Here is a 14,932-nt window from a genome sequence, read left to right on the forward strand (position 1 = left end):
ACTAATATATAGAATACAATAGCAAAAACTTAAGGAGCTAAGTAAAATGTTTAAAGTAAAAAAGCCTTGCAATAATTGTCCGTTTTTAAAGAATAGTCCAATGAAATTACATAAAGATAGATTACCTGAGATTGTAGACCACTTAGATGATAATGGTTTTTTTCCTTGCCATAAGACCATCGATTATAATAAACAAATGAATGAAGAAACAGGTCAAGTAACTGAGGATTTAGAAAAAAATCAGTTCTGTGCAGGCGCTATTACATATTTGGAAAAGCATAATTGTCCAAATACTCCATTACAAGTCTTTCAGCGTATAGGACGTTATGATCCCGAAGACTATTTGAAACACAAAGAAAAGGTTATTGATTCTCTGGAAGAAAGATCAATATGGTAAATAGCTTGAAGAGTATTAATACTCTTCTTTTTTTGTATATATCGGGAGCGGTTCACTGGAATAGTAACATAAGTTATACTATTTAAAAGAGATGTGGGAATAGGAGGAAAATATGGCAACAGCAAAGAAAGCTATAACTAAAAGTAAAAGCCAAAGTGAAACAGAAAAAAAGCTCGAAGATGCAAGAAAGAAAAATAGAGCAAGAAGAGCTACTATAAAGAAAAACGAAGAAAAAAAGACTGGAAGCAAAAAAACTTCTTATAAGAGTAAAGGAGATAGTAGATCAAAGACTACACAGGCCCGTAAAACAAATTCTACAAGCACCGCTAAGAAGTCAAGCCCTTCGACTAAAAATAAGGTTGCTAAAAATACTACAAGCCGTAGTGCAAAAAAGAAAACGGTCAGAAAAACAAGAAAAAGACACCCTGTACTTATTCATATGATGGATTTACCAAGATGGGCAAGATTTATTATATATGCAGTTGTACTAACAGTTGTCTTGTACGGCTACTATCTACATTCTAAAGAACAGCTAGGAAGCACTTTAATAGACTTTTTAAACCAAAATATTTTTATAATAGCACCTTTAATACTTGTTTTAGTATATTCGTTAACACTATTTTATCTGGGTTATAAAGCAGGGGTAAATAGGTGAAAATATAATACATAAATCCACTTATAAGAGCTTTTATTGTTTATTTTGCCAACACTTTATATGGACATCGAGAGTACAGAAGAAATATTTACTACTTTAAACTTCCCGTTAAAAGATTTACAATATTATATCGTGCAGAATGGTGCGTTAATTTTGTACGAGGCTAGGAAGGAAGATGACTAATGGAAGGTTTAAAAATAAAATTAAAAGCTCAAGATATAGACTTTGAACTAGAAATAGAAAAGATAGAAGATGAACATATAGATTTTGTTAGAGATATTATAAGAATGGTTGATAAAAAAACGACATCTCCGCTTGAAAAAATTGCGAATGAAGAACTTAAAGAAAAATATATAAATGCTGCGCGTGCTTATAAAACTATAAGTGAAAAGGTTCAAGCAGAAAATGAAAAAAATAATGCTGACGCTGTAAAAAAAGTTGATAGCGTTGATAATTACGTAGCTTTAGATGTTGAAGAAGAAATAAAAGAGGAAAATAATGAGAAACAACCTGTAAGTAACAGTTCCAACAGTAAGCTAGTTACGAAAGAGGAAATGGTAGAATCTCATAAAGACTACTTTAAAAACGCCGGTTCACAAAATAATGAAGAACCAGCAATTAAAGAAAAGAGTCCAAAAGATAGTATCAATATAAAAAATGTTCAAGGTCAAGAAGGTAAATACGAAAACATAACTCCGTATAATAACTTTGGTAACTCGAATAGTACACTTGTATATTCTACTAATCAACCCGTAAATTACTCTACGCAACTTAAAGATACAGGCAATGGTTTTGAAACTACTTATCAAACATACTATATCTGTACAAATGATCGCTGCAAAAATAAGGGAAAGCATTATATACCCGAAGGCCAGGAATATGTGACTTGTCATAAAAAAGGCTGTAAGAAAAAACTAAAAGTTAAGCCTGCCACCTCAAAAGGATTCCCTCATAAAGATAGGTTTGGAAATTATTATGTTGCCGGTAAATATAAACCACAAGATGACTTTGATTACAATCAACAATCTAATCTCTTAAGTAAATTCCATAAATGAAAAATACCCTTGATTCAAGGGTATTTTTTTTAAAGAACTAATTGTAAAAAGGGGAATACACTACAAATTATTGTTTCTTGCTCTTGTTTTATAAAAGGTTTATGTAAATGACCGTGTAAAAAATACTTTGGTTTCTTTTCGCTAATATAGTAATTAAAAGATTTAAACCCTCTGTGAGCATCCCAGTCCGCTAAGGTAAAGTCGTAGGCAGGGTTGCTATGAGCTATAAATACGTCTACGTAGTCTAATTCCTTTACATAATTCAAACATTGATCTTCATCGTATTGATTAGCTTTTCTGTTATATCGGGGACATCCACCGAAACCTCCAAAAGTTATACCTTTAAATTTAAATGTTGATTCGTGAATTAATTGAATGCTGGTTTCTTTCCACTCTATAGTGGTATCGTGGTTCCCATAAACACCAATTTTGTGACAACTGTATTTTTTGTCAATTTCCAATGCATCTCTGTAGCTAATGTCTCCTAGTAGTACAACTAAATCAGGATCTCCATCTGGTAACATTTTTTCTCCTTGAAAATCGCTAAATATATACAATAACATTTTTACACCTCCAGTAATTTAGGAGAGTATAAAAAAATCTAATAAGACATCAATGAAATTGGATGCATTTTATGACTAGTTCTTAGGGAGGTCTTTTTTTGAAGAGTTTTCTTTTTAAGTTTATTTTTATAGTTCGTATTGTAATAATTGCTGCAATGACTTATTGTGCAGCGATATCTGGAAAGCTTTTATATTGGGTTCTGGTTACTTTATTAGTTTTTTTCGCAATAATAGATGTGAGAAAACACATTAATGAAAAGAAGGGTAGTTCTCGGTAGAAATACTAAAAAAATAAAACTGGAATTATTCAACTTTTTAACGAGAGGGGGAGATCTATTTAAACAGAATATTAATCTTGTACCGCTATAAAAAGAAGAGGTTAAATGAATAATACAAAATATATTTAAAAAAATATCCCCCGATAAAAATAAAGGGTTCATAAGATATAGGGGGAATAACAAGAAAAAAGCAACAAAATAATATGGAAAATGAGCATTTAAAAGTAACTTGAGGAAAAATAAGCATAAAAAATAGGAATTAATTAAATCCTTGGTGTGAATTACCAAGTTTTTTTTACTTAATCCTGACTATTAGACTATTGTATATAAGGTAGTTTGGTAGTATTCTAAGGAAGGTTTTATGTATGTACATAAAATAAAATGAAAATATAAAGGAGGAGAAATTTAAATGAAAAAAGCGGTTGGAATTTTGTTTGCTTTTGCATTGATGATTTCAGTGTCTTTAATTCCTGGAAAAGCAGAAGCTGCAAATACATATTTTGAAAGTGAAGTAGTACGTCTTACGAATATTGAACGTCAAAAAGTTGGTGTTGCACCAGTAAAAAGCGATTCAAATATTGCTTATGTAGCTCGAACTAAAGCTGAGGATATGCGAGACAATAATTACTTTAGTCACTATTCACCAACATACGGCGATCCATTCATAATGATGAAAGATTTTGGGATCAAATTCACAAAAGCAGGTGAGAACATCGCTGCTCGTCAAACATCTCCATCAGCAGTTGTGCAATCTTGGATGAACAGTGATACTCATAGAGAAACTTTATTAAATCCAGCTTACACAAGACTTGGCGTTGGATATGCTCAAGGTGGCTATTTAGACCACTATTGGGTTCAAATGTTTGCAAATTAAATAAACATATTTTAAAAGGATGCTTTAGTTTTTCTAAAGCGTCTTTTTTTATTGGAAGAGGGCATTACCGGTCTATTAAATACTTCTATAATATTAGTTAGACTTTGAAAAGCACTTGAAAAAGTGCTTTTTATATAATACCAGAAGTTTAAGACAAATATTGTGTGTTTGATAAATGCCTTATTTCTTTTCCCACTATAATATACGTAAGCATCCTATGTTTTATGTCGCAAAAAAAGATAAAAAAACAATTTTATTTATTTTTGTATCTTTTTTAAGGATTTAAAAGAAATCCTCTTATTAATAGGCTATTAAATTAAGTTGAGAAAAGGTTATTAAAAATTAGGTAAGGGCAAACTGAATTTAAAGCACTCATAAACATCTACTAAAGTAGTGTAAATGATCTGTATTAAGTTTAGTTTTTAATGCCGATTAAATCTTCTTTTCCTTTAAATAATGTATTAGAAAGCAAACTTATGGGCGGTGTACTGTACAAGGTTTTATTTAAAAGAAAACGGAAGTAATATAGTTGATTTCTAGATATAACGAATAATTTTATTCTGCCTAGGGAGCTAAAGTTGAAGTAACGTAATTAAAAGTGTAAGAAAGAGAGTTTACCCGAAGGATAAACTCTCTGTAGGTGGTACTTCTTCAGTTGTGCTGCTGTTAGATGAATCCGTGTTATCTTGAGTCTCTGTCTCTGCTGAAACATTTGTCTCGGTAGGGTTTTCGGTACCAGATTGAGTCTCAGTATTAGTAGATTCATTATTTTCAGTATCAGTTTTCTCTTCTGACTCGGATGATGAAGAAGTTGGTTCCTCGCTAGTTTCGCTTGAATTGTCATCACTAGATCCTTGTTGAGAATCATCGCAATACTTTTTAATAGGAACATCTTTATATACTTCAATTGCTTTTCCGTTTTCATCTTCGTCAAAAGTTAAAATTCTTTCGTTCTCATAGTAATAACCATCTTTTTCGCAAGTAGCACTCATATCAACATTAGAGTTGCTATCGGAAGAAGAGTTCTCAGTGTTCCCACTACCAGTGTTATCTTTAGAAGTAGAGGTATTACTGTCTTCTTTGCTCTTGTCAGTTTCTTGATTGCTATTAGTATTTTCTTTATCTTTACCTGTTTCTAGACCCGCAACATATTCTGGAGCCAAACCTGATGTATCAACTTCATCGTCTTGATCAGAAACTCTAGATGGCTTGTTATTTGTATCCTTAATTGGTGTGCTTGGTTGTGCAATATTTTTATTCGGAATATTGTTATCTTCAACTTCGTCAACTAAAGGTGTTTTAGCATCTGAAAGCTCACGATTTACTGGTGCTTCGGATTTAGTTGAAGTATCAACCTCGTTACTAGAACTCTCGTTATCGTTTGCAAAGGCAACAAATCCTTTATCGGTAATTAAAGAGTGACTTATTGAATCATCTTTAATTTCCTCCTTTGAAGAGCTCTCTATAACATTTTCCTTTTTAGAAATTTTACTATTGCCACCAATGTCTCCTATTATAGGCATATCTGCAATTTCGGTATCAAGGGGAAAAGATACATTTGAACCACCGAAATTAGCAGTAAAATAACCATTATCTAAAGCGCTGTTTGTATTAGGAGTATCAATGAAAGACTCTGATAAATCATTAGATGAAATGTCCGACAAACCATCTTCTTTAAATGGAATTTCGTTGGTTGTAGGGTTTGCTTCTAAAATCTGCTGTTGTTCATTGTTGTAAGCAACCGCAGGATTTTTTCCAATTATCTGAGATACATTACTTATTTTATCATTCGCATATTCATTAATGCCGTTGGAATTAGCCGCTAAGCCAGATGTATGGTTAACATCTTCCTCACCAGTTCCTTCTCTTTTAGAATCAAAGGCACTTGCTAAAAAACCTTGACCAGATAGAGCATTCGCCATATATGTATTAAGTCCAGATGTAAAGAATAATAAAAATCCAGTTGCTAAAGCTGCAGTTTGAAATAAAAATTTTGGAGTTGCAAAACGTTCTTTAAGTTTATTAATAACACCGGGGATTTCAATGTCGGATGCGCGAAACCAAATTTCTTCTCCAATATAGCATAGCTGAGGGTCTTTACGAACTTTTAAAAATTCACCTTCAGGGGTTAATACCGCTACGTAATTTTTGTAAAGTTCTAGTACAACACCATTTTTCATTTTATACTAACCCCTCCAAAAGATAACTTTGAATCTCGGAATAGGGACCAATTAGTAATAGGGACATAGCAATAAGATAGAATTTATTAGCGCGAATAAATTTATTAGGCACGTTAAATTCTTCTATAATCGTCTTGTCGGGTAACTCTTTTGAATTAAGGAGTGATTCCTTAACTGAAGGTGTACCAGACACAAACTTAGCAATGGCTAATACTTGGTCCCTTTCTTCCTTCTTTTTTGGTTTTTGTGATACAAGAACAGAAAAAGATAAATTAAACGTTAACAGCTCTTTGGAAAACGCAGCTATTTCATCTTTTCGTTTGATCACAGAGTAACTCTTACTAGCAAGTCCATTCTCCTTGCTCTTCGCAGTATCTTTAAGATTGGAACGAATTTTTCCGTTGCTCTGCGAAAGAGTGGAAGACGAGTCTTGATTCTTCCGGTAATTTTGTTCTGCAAACAAAATTAACCCTCCTCCCATATATCAAACACACAAGGAGTATTTTCTCGTATTTCTTCTCCAATTTCAATGGTAATAATGTAACGACGTTGTAATAAAAAATGCATAATTCGACATAAAACGACTTCAAATGTCCTATTTTACCTAAAATATTCTTCTCTTCCCAGTAAAAATATTATTCGATAGTGAGTGCATATTTTATAAAATATGTAATAATACATACAATATTGTGTTCACCTTTTATATTTTTGCTTCAAAAAATTATAGGTGTAAAATTGATTTTGAAATTTTAAAGCTAAAAGATATATGTATGTAACATAATTTATATATTTGACTTATTTAATAGGTAAATCAGTAAAATTCATCTATCTTTTTTTATAACAAACTTTATAATTAAAGTTGGGGGGAACAATGAGAAATAACGGTGTAAGAAGGTGGTAACAAAGTGGTGAAAAGTTTAGATTTTAAAAGCGGAGCGGTTATTAAGAATCAACTTGGAGTGTATGAGAAAGAAGCATTTGAGCAACAGTTTTTTGACAATGAAGAAATTTTAAAGGTTATATTCGGTCAATATACGCTAAATGTGCTTTATCGCAAAAAAGGAAATGTATTTAAAATCTTGATACTTAAGGACAATAATTATTTACACCCTGTAGTAAAACAAGAAGAAGGGGATTACGAAAGCTTGTTTTTTACACTACAAAATTACATAGGTCTTTTAGATTCAATTTAGTTCTAGAGAACTAATAGAATTATAGGACATTTACATAATTCATTAAGCACAGTTGAAAACACACAAAAAAGAGACGCATAAAACGCGCCTCTTTTTTGTTTAAATGAAAATTTAGTTAGCAGTTGCAATTAGTTCGTTAGTGCCTACTTCTATGTTTTCTGCACCAGGTAAAGTTCCTTTTTGTGCTTCAAGTCGTTTCAAAGTAAATTGAGCTTGCTCCACTAATTCTGTTAACTTGGCGATGCCGCTCAATCGCTCTTTTTCATTTTTTGGTTTAAACTCTTTTTCTAAAAAACCTTTAGTTTTCCCGAGTTTAATTAAACTTCCATTGAAATCTGTAGATTTTTTACTAATACCGAGTGAGTCCATATAATCCTCTAAAACTAATTCAGGATCTGATAAGAAATCCCCAATTTGTTCAGGGGTAGCTTGTTTTATAAATTCTTTGTTTCTTAAAATATCTCGTTTAACTTTTTTGTTTTTAACCTTTTTTAACATCTGTTTACGAATAAGGTTCTCGTCAAATTCCTTCACAACCGATGGATGAACGTTTTGCAATTGTCTAATCCAATCTACAAGCGCTTCTAATGTTCCCATACTAACATCTTCTTTTGCTAAATCATTTTCAATTTCTTTCATCGGATAATAGTCAAGAACGGTAATATACATTCTAACCTGGTTATAAGAAAGGGATTCAAAATGCTTTGCAAAGCTTCTAATAGGTGGTTTGCCCCAAGACTCCCATTTTTGGTAAACATATTTTGCCCAATCTAGTTGACTCCAGTTTACGCGCCCTGATTGTAGACTTGCAATTCTATCAAGTTCTTCTTGTTCATTAGCTGGTGCATCTACCACATAAACCGGAATATGAGTAATTAATTTATGTTGATTTTCCTTTTTTTTATTAAAGTCTCGTGCTGCAAACGTTCGTCTATGACCTGCTAGGAGGACATATCGAGTGCCTTTTTCATAAGCTGTTAAAGGTTCTTCCCACCCACGTTTATCAAGTATTTCTTGCATTTCGTCTGTGCGTAGACCTTCATTCTTTCTAGGATTTAGCGGATTTGGAACTATTTTGTTAATAGGTACCATTACCACAGTATAGTCCATTTTTTCTCTATAAGAGGAAATAATAACTTCGGTTTCTGCTTTTTCTAGTTGCTGTAACATTAAAATAATACTCCTTTTAAGTGTTTTTCTACACTGAATAAAACATAAATTAGTTGTTTTTATAGTCCTATTTTAATAAAAGTTTTTATAAAGTCAATTGTTGAAAATGTGCAATTATTTAAAAAGCATCAAAAACATAAAAGGTATTACAAATAATTCCCATTTTTATTTGTATTTAGAGTGTAAGTGACACAAATGTTTGTTTGCTGTGATAAAAAGCGTCAAATAAGCGTTAAACAAGCCAAAAAAAATTGAAAAAGAGCTAAATATTTAAGTAGATATTTGAAGGGAAAGTGTAGTAAATAAATTTTTTTAATTTATTTTTAAAAATATTGTTTAAAGGGTTGAATCTGAAAATTATAAAAGAACATAATGTAGCACGTTACAAAAGAAATTCTTTAAAAAGATACAGTAATTCTTACTACATACATAAAGAACTAATGGTTCCAGTGTTTATATAAGGGGAGAAACTATCTTATGAAAATGTCTATTCATCGTGCTCTAGCAGAATTAAAAACTCTTAACAAGAGAATCGAACGAGCTACAAGTGGTAAATTTGTTGCTATGCAAATTGGAGAAGAGCCTCCTCGTTCTTACAAAACAGTAGCGGAATTTAATACAGAAGCCGGAGCTTTTTATAGTTCTGCAAAAGATTTAATTTCTAGACGTAATGAAATTAAAGCAAAGGTTATTGCCTCTAATGCCGTAACGAAGGTTAAGGTAGGTAAAGAAGAAATGACAGTAGCAGAAGCTATTGATCGTAAAGATAATGGAGTTAAATACGATAAAGAGCTTTTAAATTCATTGCGCAATCAATTAATTCAAGTAGAACGCCAAATGGAAGTTGAAAGACAACAAATGGAACTAAGACTTGAAAAGCGTATTGAAGCGGATTTAGGTAGTAAAGACCGTAAAGCAAATGCAGCTGAGGTAGAAACTATTACTGAATCGTTCTTAAAACGTTACAAACCAAAAATGGTCGATCCTATTGAAATTAAAAAAAAAATTAAAGAGTTAACAGAGCGTATTGAAGAGTTTGAAATGGAAGTGGATTTCATTTTATCTGAATCAAACACTTCAACATTAATTGAAGTGTTAGGTTAATACATATAGAGAGGGTTTTTGTTAAAGAATAACCCTCTGAAAATTTCTATTGCCGCTTATTCGAAAATCTTTAAATCAAATGCGTTCTTATACTGACGATATAGTATAACTTTACTTACAACTTACATCCTTCAAACAGGAGAAAAAGTATGAGTTGATAACACAACTACTATATTTGGTGTTAAAAGCTTAACTAGTAAAGATCAACGCACATAAGTTTAAGTCTCAAAGTTTTTTAACGTAAAGGCTTAGGTTATAAAGAGGTGAGGGGTCAACATACTATAAATAACGAACATATTATCGTTTATAGTGTGTTGATTTGTCCCAATAAAGTTCGATAAAATCCAAGGTTTAAGGTTTTGTGAGCATTCATTTGCTAGCTCCATTGATTACCTCTTGGCTGAATAGGTGGCAATAATAAATAATATTTGGACCTTTAGCTCAGCTGGTTAGAGCAGACGGCTCATAACCGTCCGGTCACAGGTTCGAATCCTGTAAGGTCCACCAATTACTAAAAAAATTTGAATACAACATAAATGATTTTGTTTAATTACTTGCTGCTTATTCGAAAATCTTTAAACCAAATGCGTCTTATACTAACGACAAAGTATAACCTTACCAATTCATATTTGAATTTTTCAGAAGAAAAATCCGAAAATATGTAGGACATATACCTATATCAAACTGGGTTAAAAGTTGAAATAAAAAAGGTAAGCGATAAAAGAAAAGGGTTTAAAGTTTTTATTAGAAATTAAAGTATAAGTGAAAAAGAAGGAAGATAAACAGTACATATTCGTTTGTATTAACAACAAACCAAACCCCATTTAGATATAGTTGTTTGCTTCCGTAAAGCTTTATCAAATCCAAGGTTTAAGGTCTTGTAAGTGCTCATTTGTGGACTTTATTGATTACCTCTTGGCTGAATAGGCAGCATACCTTTTAAAAGTTTATTAAAAAAATATTTTTAACCTTTTTAAAAAAAAGGGTTGAAAATATAAAAGAGTAAAGTATATAATCCATAAGGTAAAAGTTTTACGATAATGTTTTTTACATACGGACCCTTAGCTCAGCTGGTTAGAGCAGACGGCTCATAACCGTCCGGTCGCAGGTTCGAATCCTGCAGGGTCCACCATATAATACCCAATAGTTCAATAATAAGAACATCTTTTGGATAGTGCGCATACGCCATTAGAAGGGTTGGTTTAATTCCGACAATGGGTGCCAATAATACATTTTAATTTTATGGAGGAATACCCAAGTCTGGCTGAAGGGATCGGTCTTGAAAACCGACAGGGGTGTTAAAGCCCGCGGGGGTTCGAATCCCTCTTCCTCCGTTACAACATATATGTCTGTCAAAGTGAAGTTTAGAAAGCATTGCTTGTCGAAAACCGCTCCTTTGAGGACATTTCTAAACAATATCTTCAATCGTAATTCTTGCAGGATCGTATATTTTTAAAGACTCGAGATTGACACTTTTATATGTATAACGTTCTATATAATGATGTTATCTATATGCATATTAAAAAGAATTCTCTTTCAATAAAATTTTATACCTGTTGTTTGAAGTGTTTAGTGTCCTGGGAAGTGAATAACCTGAACTTTTACGACTCAGGGGGATAAGTGAGACGAGGGTAGTTTAGCCATAGTAGGCATCTACATTCCAAATGAAGTATACAATTCAGGTTTTGTTACTTACTAAGCTCACTTAAATCGGTTGGTGGGAACTGATTTCAACAACAAAGAAATAAACAACATTACTATTCTATACTATGGAGAAGTACTCAAGTGGCTGAAGAGGCGCCCCTGCTAAGGGTGTAGGTCGTGTAAGCGGCGCGAGGGTTCAAATCCCTCCTTCTCCGCCATTATCTATACATATATCTACTCGTACCTTTGAAGGTAGAGATAATTATTTTGCCAATAGTTATATTGCAGGTGCAATTCCTGTCGAGTGGCAAAGTTTGTTAATAACTCTATGAAATCAAGCTATACATTTGACAAAACTAACTGACAACAGGAGAAAAGGAATTCAGCAGCCTTTTCTCCACTCCTAAAAAAGTTGTATTCATCAGGGAATGGTTGTTATATACCATCCAAAAACATTACAAACTCCAACTTGTATGTTCCATCTAGTAATTAGTTTTTCTATACAGAAGACGAGATTTTAGATAAGGTATAGGTCGAGGCATCGCGACCTTTGCCTGATGAATATAAGAAACGTTGTAAGTGATTTGTGGTCAAGCATAGTTGGCTTCTAGTTATTAAAAATTAAATTTATTCCGCAGTAGCTCAGTGGTAGAGCTATCGGCTGTTAACCGATCGGTCGTAGGTTCGAGTCCTACCTGCGGAGCCATTTCTTATTATAGCGAAGCAATAAGTGGTAGTACATTAAGTAATACTATTTAATGGGGTTAAGGTTCAATTCCTTACTTCGCTTAAAACTAAACCGTCTACACCTCCTGCACTGAGGTAGAAAAACGTAGAAGAAAAATAACAACATTTTTAGAAGTAGAGAACGTGCAGATTCTTAGAAAATAAAAATGTTGTATCACTTATATTTAATCCCTCTTTATAGTAATGAGTACATTACACACCGCTATAAAGTGAAATGAGGATGCCGGTTTTTATTAAGTGATTCGTTTCTTATAGAACTCGACACGTAAAAATCTGTGAGAGTTTATAGATTAGTTGTTTATCAATTATAGCTATATGCTCTCTAGGTAGTTACGTATTACAAATAGTAGAAGTTTTAAATTTAATAAAGTTTATTTAAAAAAAGTAATCTTTTAAAGTTTAAAAAGAACGTACATAGATGTAAAAGTTATTACTACCTTAAAAAGAGTTCTTAATTATTAGGAGCTCTTTTTATATGCGTTAAATAATGTATTTAGGTGTTACAAGTGATGTCACGGAGGAAGTAGAAAATGAAAGAAAAAATGTATCAGTCTTTAATTGAATTAACTAACTCATTACCCTTATCAAAATTGTTAATGAAGTTTTCTAGGTCGAAAATTAGTCGTTTTGCAATTCCTTCTTATGTAAAGCACTATGAAATAAACACAGAAGAAATAGAAGGGGATCTTAAGAGTTTTACTTCCTTACATCACTTCTTTACTAGAAGGTTAAAGCCGGAAGCGCGTCATTTTGAATCAGATGAAAAAACTATTATAAGTCCAGTTGATGGAGCTATTGAACAGTTAGGTGACATTAGTCTACAAAACAATATAGTAGTAAAAAACCAAACATATTCAATTAAAGGAATGATCGGGAATGAAAGAACCTTTAATAAATATATTGGTGGGAAATTTATTGTTCTTTATTTGAGCCCAAGTGATTATCATCGCATTCATAGTCCTATAAAAGGTAAGATAGTCAATCAGTATTCTTTAGGGACTGCTTCTTACCCAGTAAATGAGGCTGGACTTTCATTCGGAAAAACACCTTTAACAACAAATCATCGAGTAGTGAGTGAAATGAAGCATACAGAAGGTGGCCACATCGCTATAGTAAAGGTAGGGGCTATGTTTGTTAATTCAATTGAAATTACTCAAGCTTCTAAATTTCTTAGTAAAGGTGAAGAGCTCGCTTACTTTTCATTCGGTTCTACAGTTGTATTATTATTTGAAAAGAATAGCATAGTTTTTCCTGAAGAGTTATACGATAAGCATAAAATAAAAGCAGGGGAAGTACTAGCTTTAAAGAAATAACATAATTTCTGAGAGCCGCTGCTTAATATTTTTTAAGTAGCGGTAGTAATGTTAATTTTAAATTTCAAACAGGGTTTTCAAAACATTTTAAGTAATAACATTATAGAAATGTTTTATAGGTAAATGGAGAGATGAAAATGCCTAAATTAAAGTATTTATTTATACTAGGCTTTATGTTGGCTCTGTTTATGACATTTATATTTAGCGGGATTTATTTAATAGATACTGGCAATGTAATTGGATACTTAATTTTAATTACAGGAACGCTTATTTTTGGGTTCGTAGTTAGAAAAGTAGCCAATTTCAACTAAAAAAAGTTCTAAAAATAATAAAAAACCTCTTAAAAGGGTTGAAGATGAAAAGAGAAACAAAATATAATATTTTTACAAAGGTGAAATGAATTACTTTATAACTTGCGGCTGTAGCTCAGCAGGATAGAGCAACGGCCTTCTAAGCCGTTTGTCGGGGGTTCGAATCCCTCCAGCCGCGTACCCAATTTATATATAAATTTAGAGGAATAATTTCTTTATTTTGTGGTAAGTATAATAATATCGTTCCACAGTAGCTCAGTGGTAGAGCAATCGGCTGTTAACCGATCGGTCGTAGGTTCGAGTCCTACCTGTGGAGCCATTCTATAATAATGATAATTATGTAACGTCGTATAAAAAAGAAGCTTCAAAAAAGAAGCTTCTTTTATTTATGGAAAAAAGCCTGTCCTTAAAAAGGATGGCTCTTTAATTTTTATAGATCGATACCTGATACACTTGTAAGTGGTACTCGTATGTTTGTTACTTTGTCTTGAGTAGAGTTAGAGTTATCAATTGAAGCATAATTTTCGTTGTACTCCTCTTGCTTACTCTCTACATCGCATCCAGGATCTAGATTAAATAGTGAATGCTCATCTTCAATAGCTGTATTCGGTGCTGATTCTGCAGGATTCTCTCCATATACAGTTTCAGAATTTACTTGTGTTACAAACTGTGTATTTGTGACCTGTCCCTCTTCTTTTTGCTTATTAGCCGATTCTTTAAGTGGTTCTTGATTTGGTTTAAGAACTGGCTTTATATTTTCTTTCGCTTCGCCTTGTGGAGAAGGTTGTTCTTGTATTTCCTCTTGCTTTTTCTCTTCATTCTCTATAACAGGAGCAGTTACCTTTTTACGTTGCTGTACCTGAGATTCATCTCTTTTATTAGAAATGTTTTCATCAATAGGTTGCTGCGTATAAGGTCTAGCCTGTTTATTAGGAGTTGAAGCTTCTTTTAAGTGTTCTCCTTGGGATTGCTGAGATTTATTTTGTTGTTGAGGCTGTCTATTCCTGCTTGGATTTAAACTTTTTTTATTATTGTCCTGAACCTTTTTTGCCTCTTTAAATGCGAGTTTAATAGGATCAGTAATTTCCTTAAACTCATCTTCGTCAACGTCTAGCTCAACTTTCAAATTCTTAATTGCATCTATTACTTTTAAGTAATACTCATAGTATTCAACAAGTTTATGTAATTCTTTTTGTCTATTTTTAAGTCGTATTTCCTCTTTTAGTAACTCTCTGTTATAACATATATTACAGTATTTTTTGTTTTCAATAACTCCCCATTTTCCATTTGGTTTGTCGTTAGTACAATCTTGGTTAGAGCAGCTTACGCTCTCCAAAGTTTTCATTAAAAAGTCAATTTGCTCATCTTTGCTTAAATTTTGAAGTTCCTTTACGTTATAAGACATAGTATCTTCATCCTTCCGAATTCGTTTTATTGCCAATATTATA

The 14,932-nt window shown here is 32.4% G+C and carries 13 protein-coding genes and 7 tRNA genes; 15 read left to right on the top strand and 5 right to left on the bottom strand.

Features of this window, described 5'->3' with window-relative positions; genetic code table 11:
* Positions 1–46: 46 nt before the first annotated feature.
* The 3 genes from WKH56_RS07070 to WKH56_RS07080 all read left to right on the top strand — a co-directional run bounded on the left by WKH56_RS07070 (position 47) and on the right by WKH56_RS07080 (position 2,107).
* On the top strand, positions 47–397 hold the full coding sequence (locus WKH56_RS07070) for a hypothetical protein (protein ID WP_342835055.1): 351 nt from the start codon (positions 47–49) through the stop codon (positions 395–397).
* A 112-nt stretch (positions 398–509) separates the two neighbouring features.
* Positions 510–1,052 (top strand): hypothetical protein, encoded by a 543-nt coding sequence (locus WKH56_RS07075; RefSeq protein WP_342835056.1) that lies wholly within the window; start codon positions 510–512, stop codon positions 1,050–1,052.
* 182 nt (positions 1,053–1,234) lie between these two features.
* A complete protein-coding gene (locus tag WKH56_RS07080) occupies positions 1,235–2,107 on the top strand; it encodes a hypothetical protein (RefSeq protein ID WP_342835057.1) in 873 nt (290 codons plus the stop codon).
* A 29-nt stretch (positions 2,108–2,136) separates the two neighbouring features.
* Here WKH56_RS07080 and WKH56_RS07085 read toward each other — a convergent pair whose 3' ends face one another.
* Complete coding sequence (locus WKH56_RS07085) at positions 2,137–2,670, bottom strand: metallophosphoesterase family protein (protein ID WP_342835058.1); 534 nt, start codon at positions 2,668–2,670, stop codon at positions 2,137–2,139.
* Positions 2,671–3,357: 687 nt separating this feature from the next.
* Here WKH56_RS07085 and WKH56_RS07090 point away from each other — a divergent pair.
* Positions 3,358–3,822, top strand: a complete 465-nt coding sequence (locus WKH56_RS07090; protein ID WP_316910489.1) for a CAP domain-containing protein — start codon at positions 3,358–3,360, stop codon at positions 3,820–3,822.
* Positions 3,823–4,436: 614 nt separating this feature from the next.
* Here the strand turns inward: WKH56_RS07090 and WKH56_RS07095 are convergent.
* A complete protein-coding gene (locus WKH56_RS07095) occupies positions 4,437–6,002 on the bottom strand; it encodes an anti-sigma factor domain-containing protein (RefSeq protein WP_342835059.1) in 1,566 nt (521 codons plus the stop codon).
* A 1-nt stretch (position 6,003) separates the two neighbouring features.
* Complete coding sequence (locus WKH56_RS07100) at positions 6,004–6,465, bottom strand: hypothetical protein (protein ID WP_342835060.1); 462 nt, start codon at positions 6,463–6,465, stop codon at positions 6,004–6,006.
* 445 nt (positions 6,466–6,910) lie between these two features.
* Here WKH56_RS07100 and WKH56_RS07105 point away from each other — a divergent pair, with 445 nt between their 5' ends.
* Positions 6,911–7,195 (top strand): hypothetical protein, encoded by a 285-nt coding sequence (locus WKH56_RS07105; protein WP_342835061.1) that lies wholly within the window; start codon positions 6,911–6,913, stop codon positions 7,193–7,195.
* Between the two features lie 111 nt (positions 7,196–7,306).
* Here WKH56_RS07105 and WKH56_RS07110 read toward each other — a convergent pair whose 3' ends face one another.
* The gene (locus WKH56_RS07110) at positions 7,307–8,365 is read right to left on the bottom strand and encodes a ParB/RepB/Spo0J family partition protein (protein ID WP_342835062.1); all 1,059 of its coding nucleotides are present in this window, start codon (positions 8,363–8,365) and stop codon (positions 7,307–7,309) included.
* Positions 8,366–8,842: 477 nt separating this feature from the next.
* Here WKH56_RS07110 and WKH56_RS07115 point away from each other — a divergent pair, with 477 nt between their 5' ends.
* From WKH56_RS07115 to WKH56_RS07160, 10 genes are all read left to right on the top strand, one after another.
* Positions 8,843–9,469 (top strand): hypothetical protein, encoded by a 627-nt coding sequence (locus WKH56_RS07115; RefSeq protein ID WP_342835063.1) that lies wholly within the window; start codon positions 8,843–8,845, stop codon positions 9,467–9,469.
* A gap of 430 nt (positions 9,470–9,899) precedes the next feature.
* Positions 9,900–9,976: transfer RNA gene (locus tag WKH56_RS07120), tRNA-Ile, on the top strand.
* Positions 9,977–10,524: 548 nt separating this feature from the next.
* Positions 10,525–10,601: transfer RNA gene (locus WKH56_RS07125), tRNA-Ile, on the top strand.
* Between the two features lie 112 nt (positions 10,602–10,713).
* Positions 10,714–10,803: transfer RNA gene (locus WKH56_RS07130), tRNA-Ser, on the top strand.
* Positions 10,804–11,240: 437 nt separating this feature from the next.
* Positions 11,241–11,331, top strand: a tRNA-Ser gene (locus WKH56_RS07135).
* Between the two features lie 413 nt (positions 11,332–11,744).
* Positions 11,745–11,819, top strand: a tRNA-Asn gene (locus WKH56_RS07140).
* Between the two features lie 571 nt (positions 11,820–12,390).
* Positions 12,391–13,173: a phosphatidylserine decarboxylase gene (locus WKH56_RS07145; protein WP_342835064.1), complete on the top strand. Its 783-nt coding sequence runs from the start codon at positions 12,391–12,393 to the stop codon at positions 13,171–13,173.
* A gap of 137 nt (positions 13,174–13,310) precedes the next feature.
* Positions 13,311–13,484 carry a hypothetical protein gene (locus tag WKH56_RS07150; RefSeq protein WP_342835065.1) on the top strand — a complete coding sequence of 58 codons (174 nt, stop codon included), beginning with the start codon at positions 13,311–13,313 and terminating at the stop codon, positions 13,482–13,484.
* A gap of 104 nt (positions 13,485–13,588) precedes the next feature.
* A tRNA-Arg gene (locus WKH56_RS07155) sits at positions 13,589–13,662 on the top strand.
* 66 nt (positions 13,663–13,728) lie between these two features.
* Positions 13,729–13,803: transfer RNA gene (locus tag WKH56_RS07160), tRNA-Asn, on the top strand.
* A gap of 111 nt (positions 13,804–13,914) precedes the next feature.
* Here WKH56_RS07160 and WKH56_RS07165 read toward each other — a convergent pair.
* Positions 13,915–14,889, bottom strand: coding sequence for a hypothetical protein (locus WKH56_RS07165; protein WP_342835066.1), 975 nt, complete (start codon positions 14,887–14,889; stop codon positions 13,915–13,917).
* Between the last annotated feature and the right edge of the window lie 43 nt (positions 14,890–14,932).

The organism is Priestia sp. SB1, from assembly GCF_038898415.1.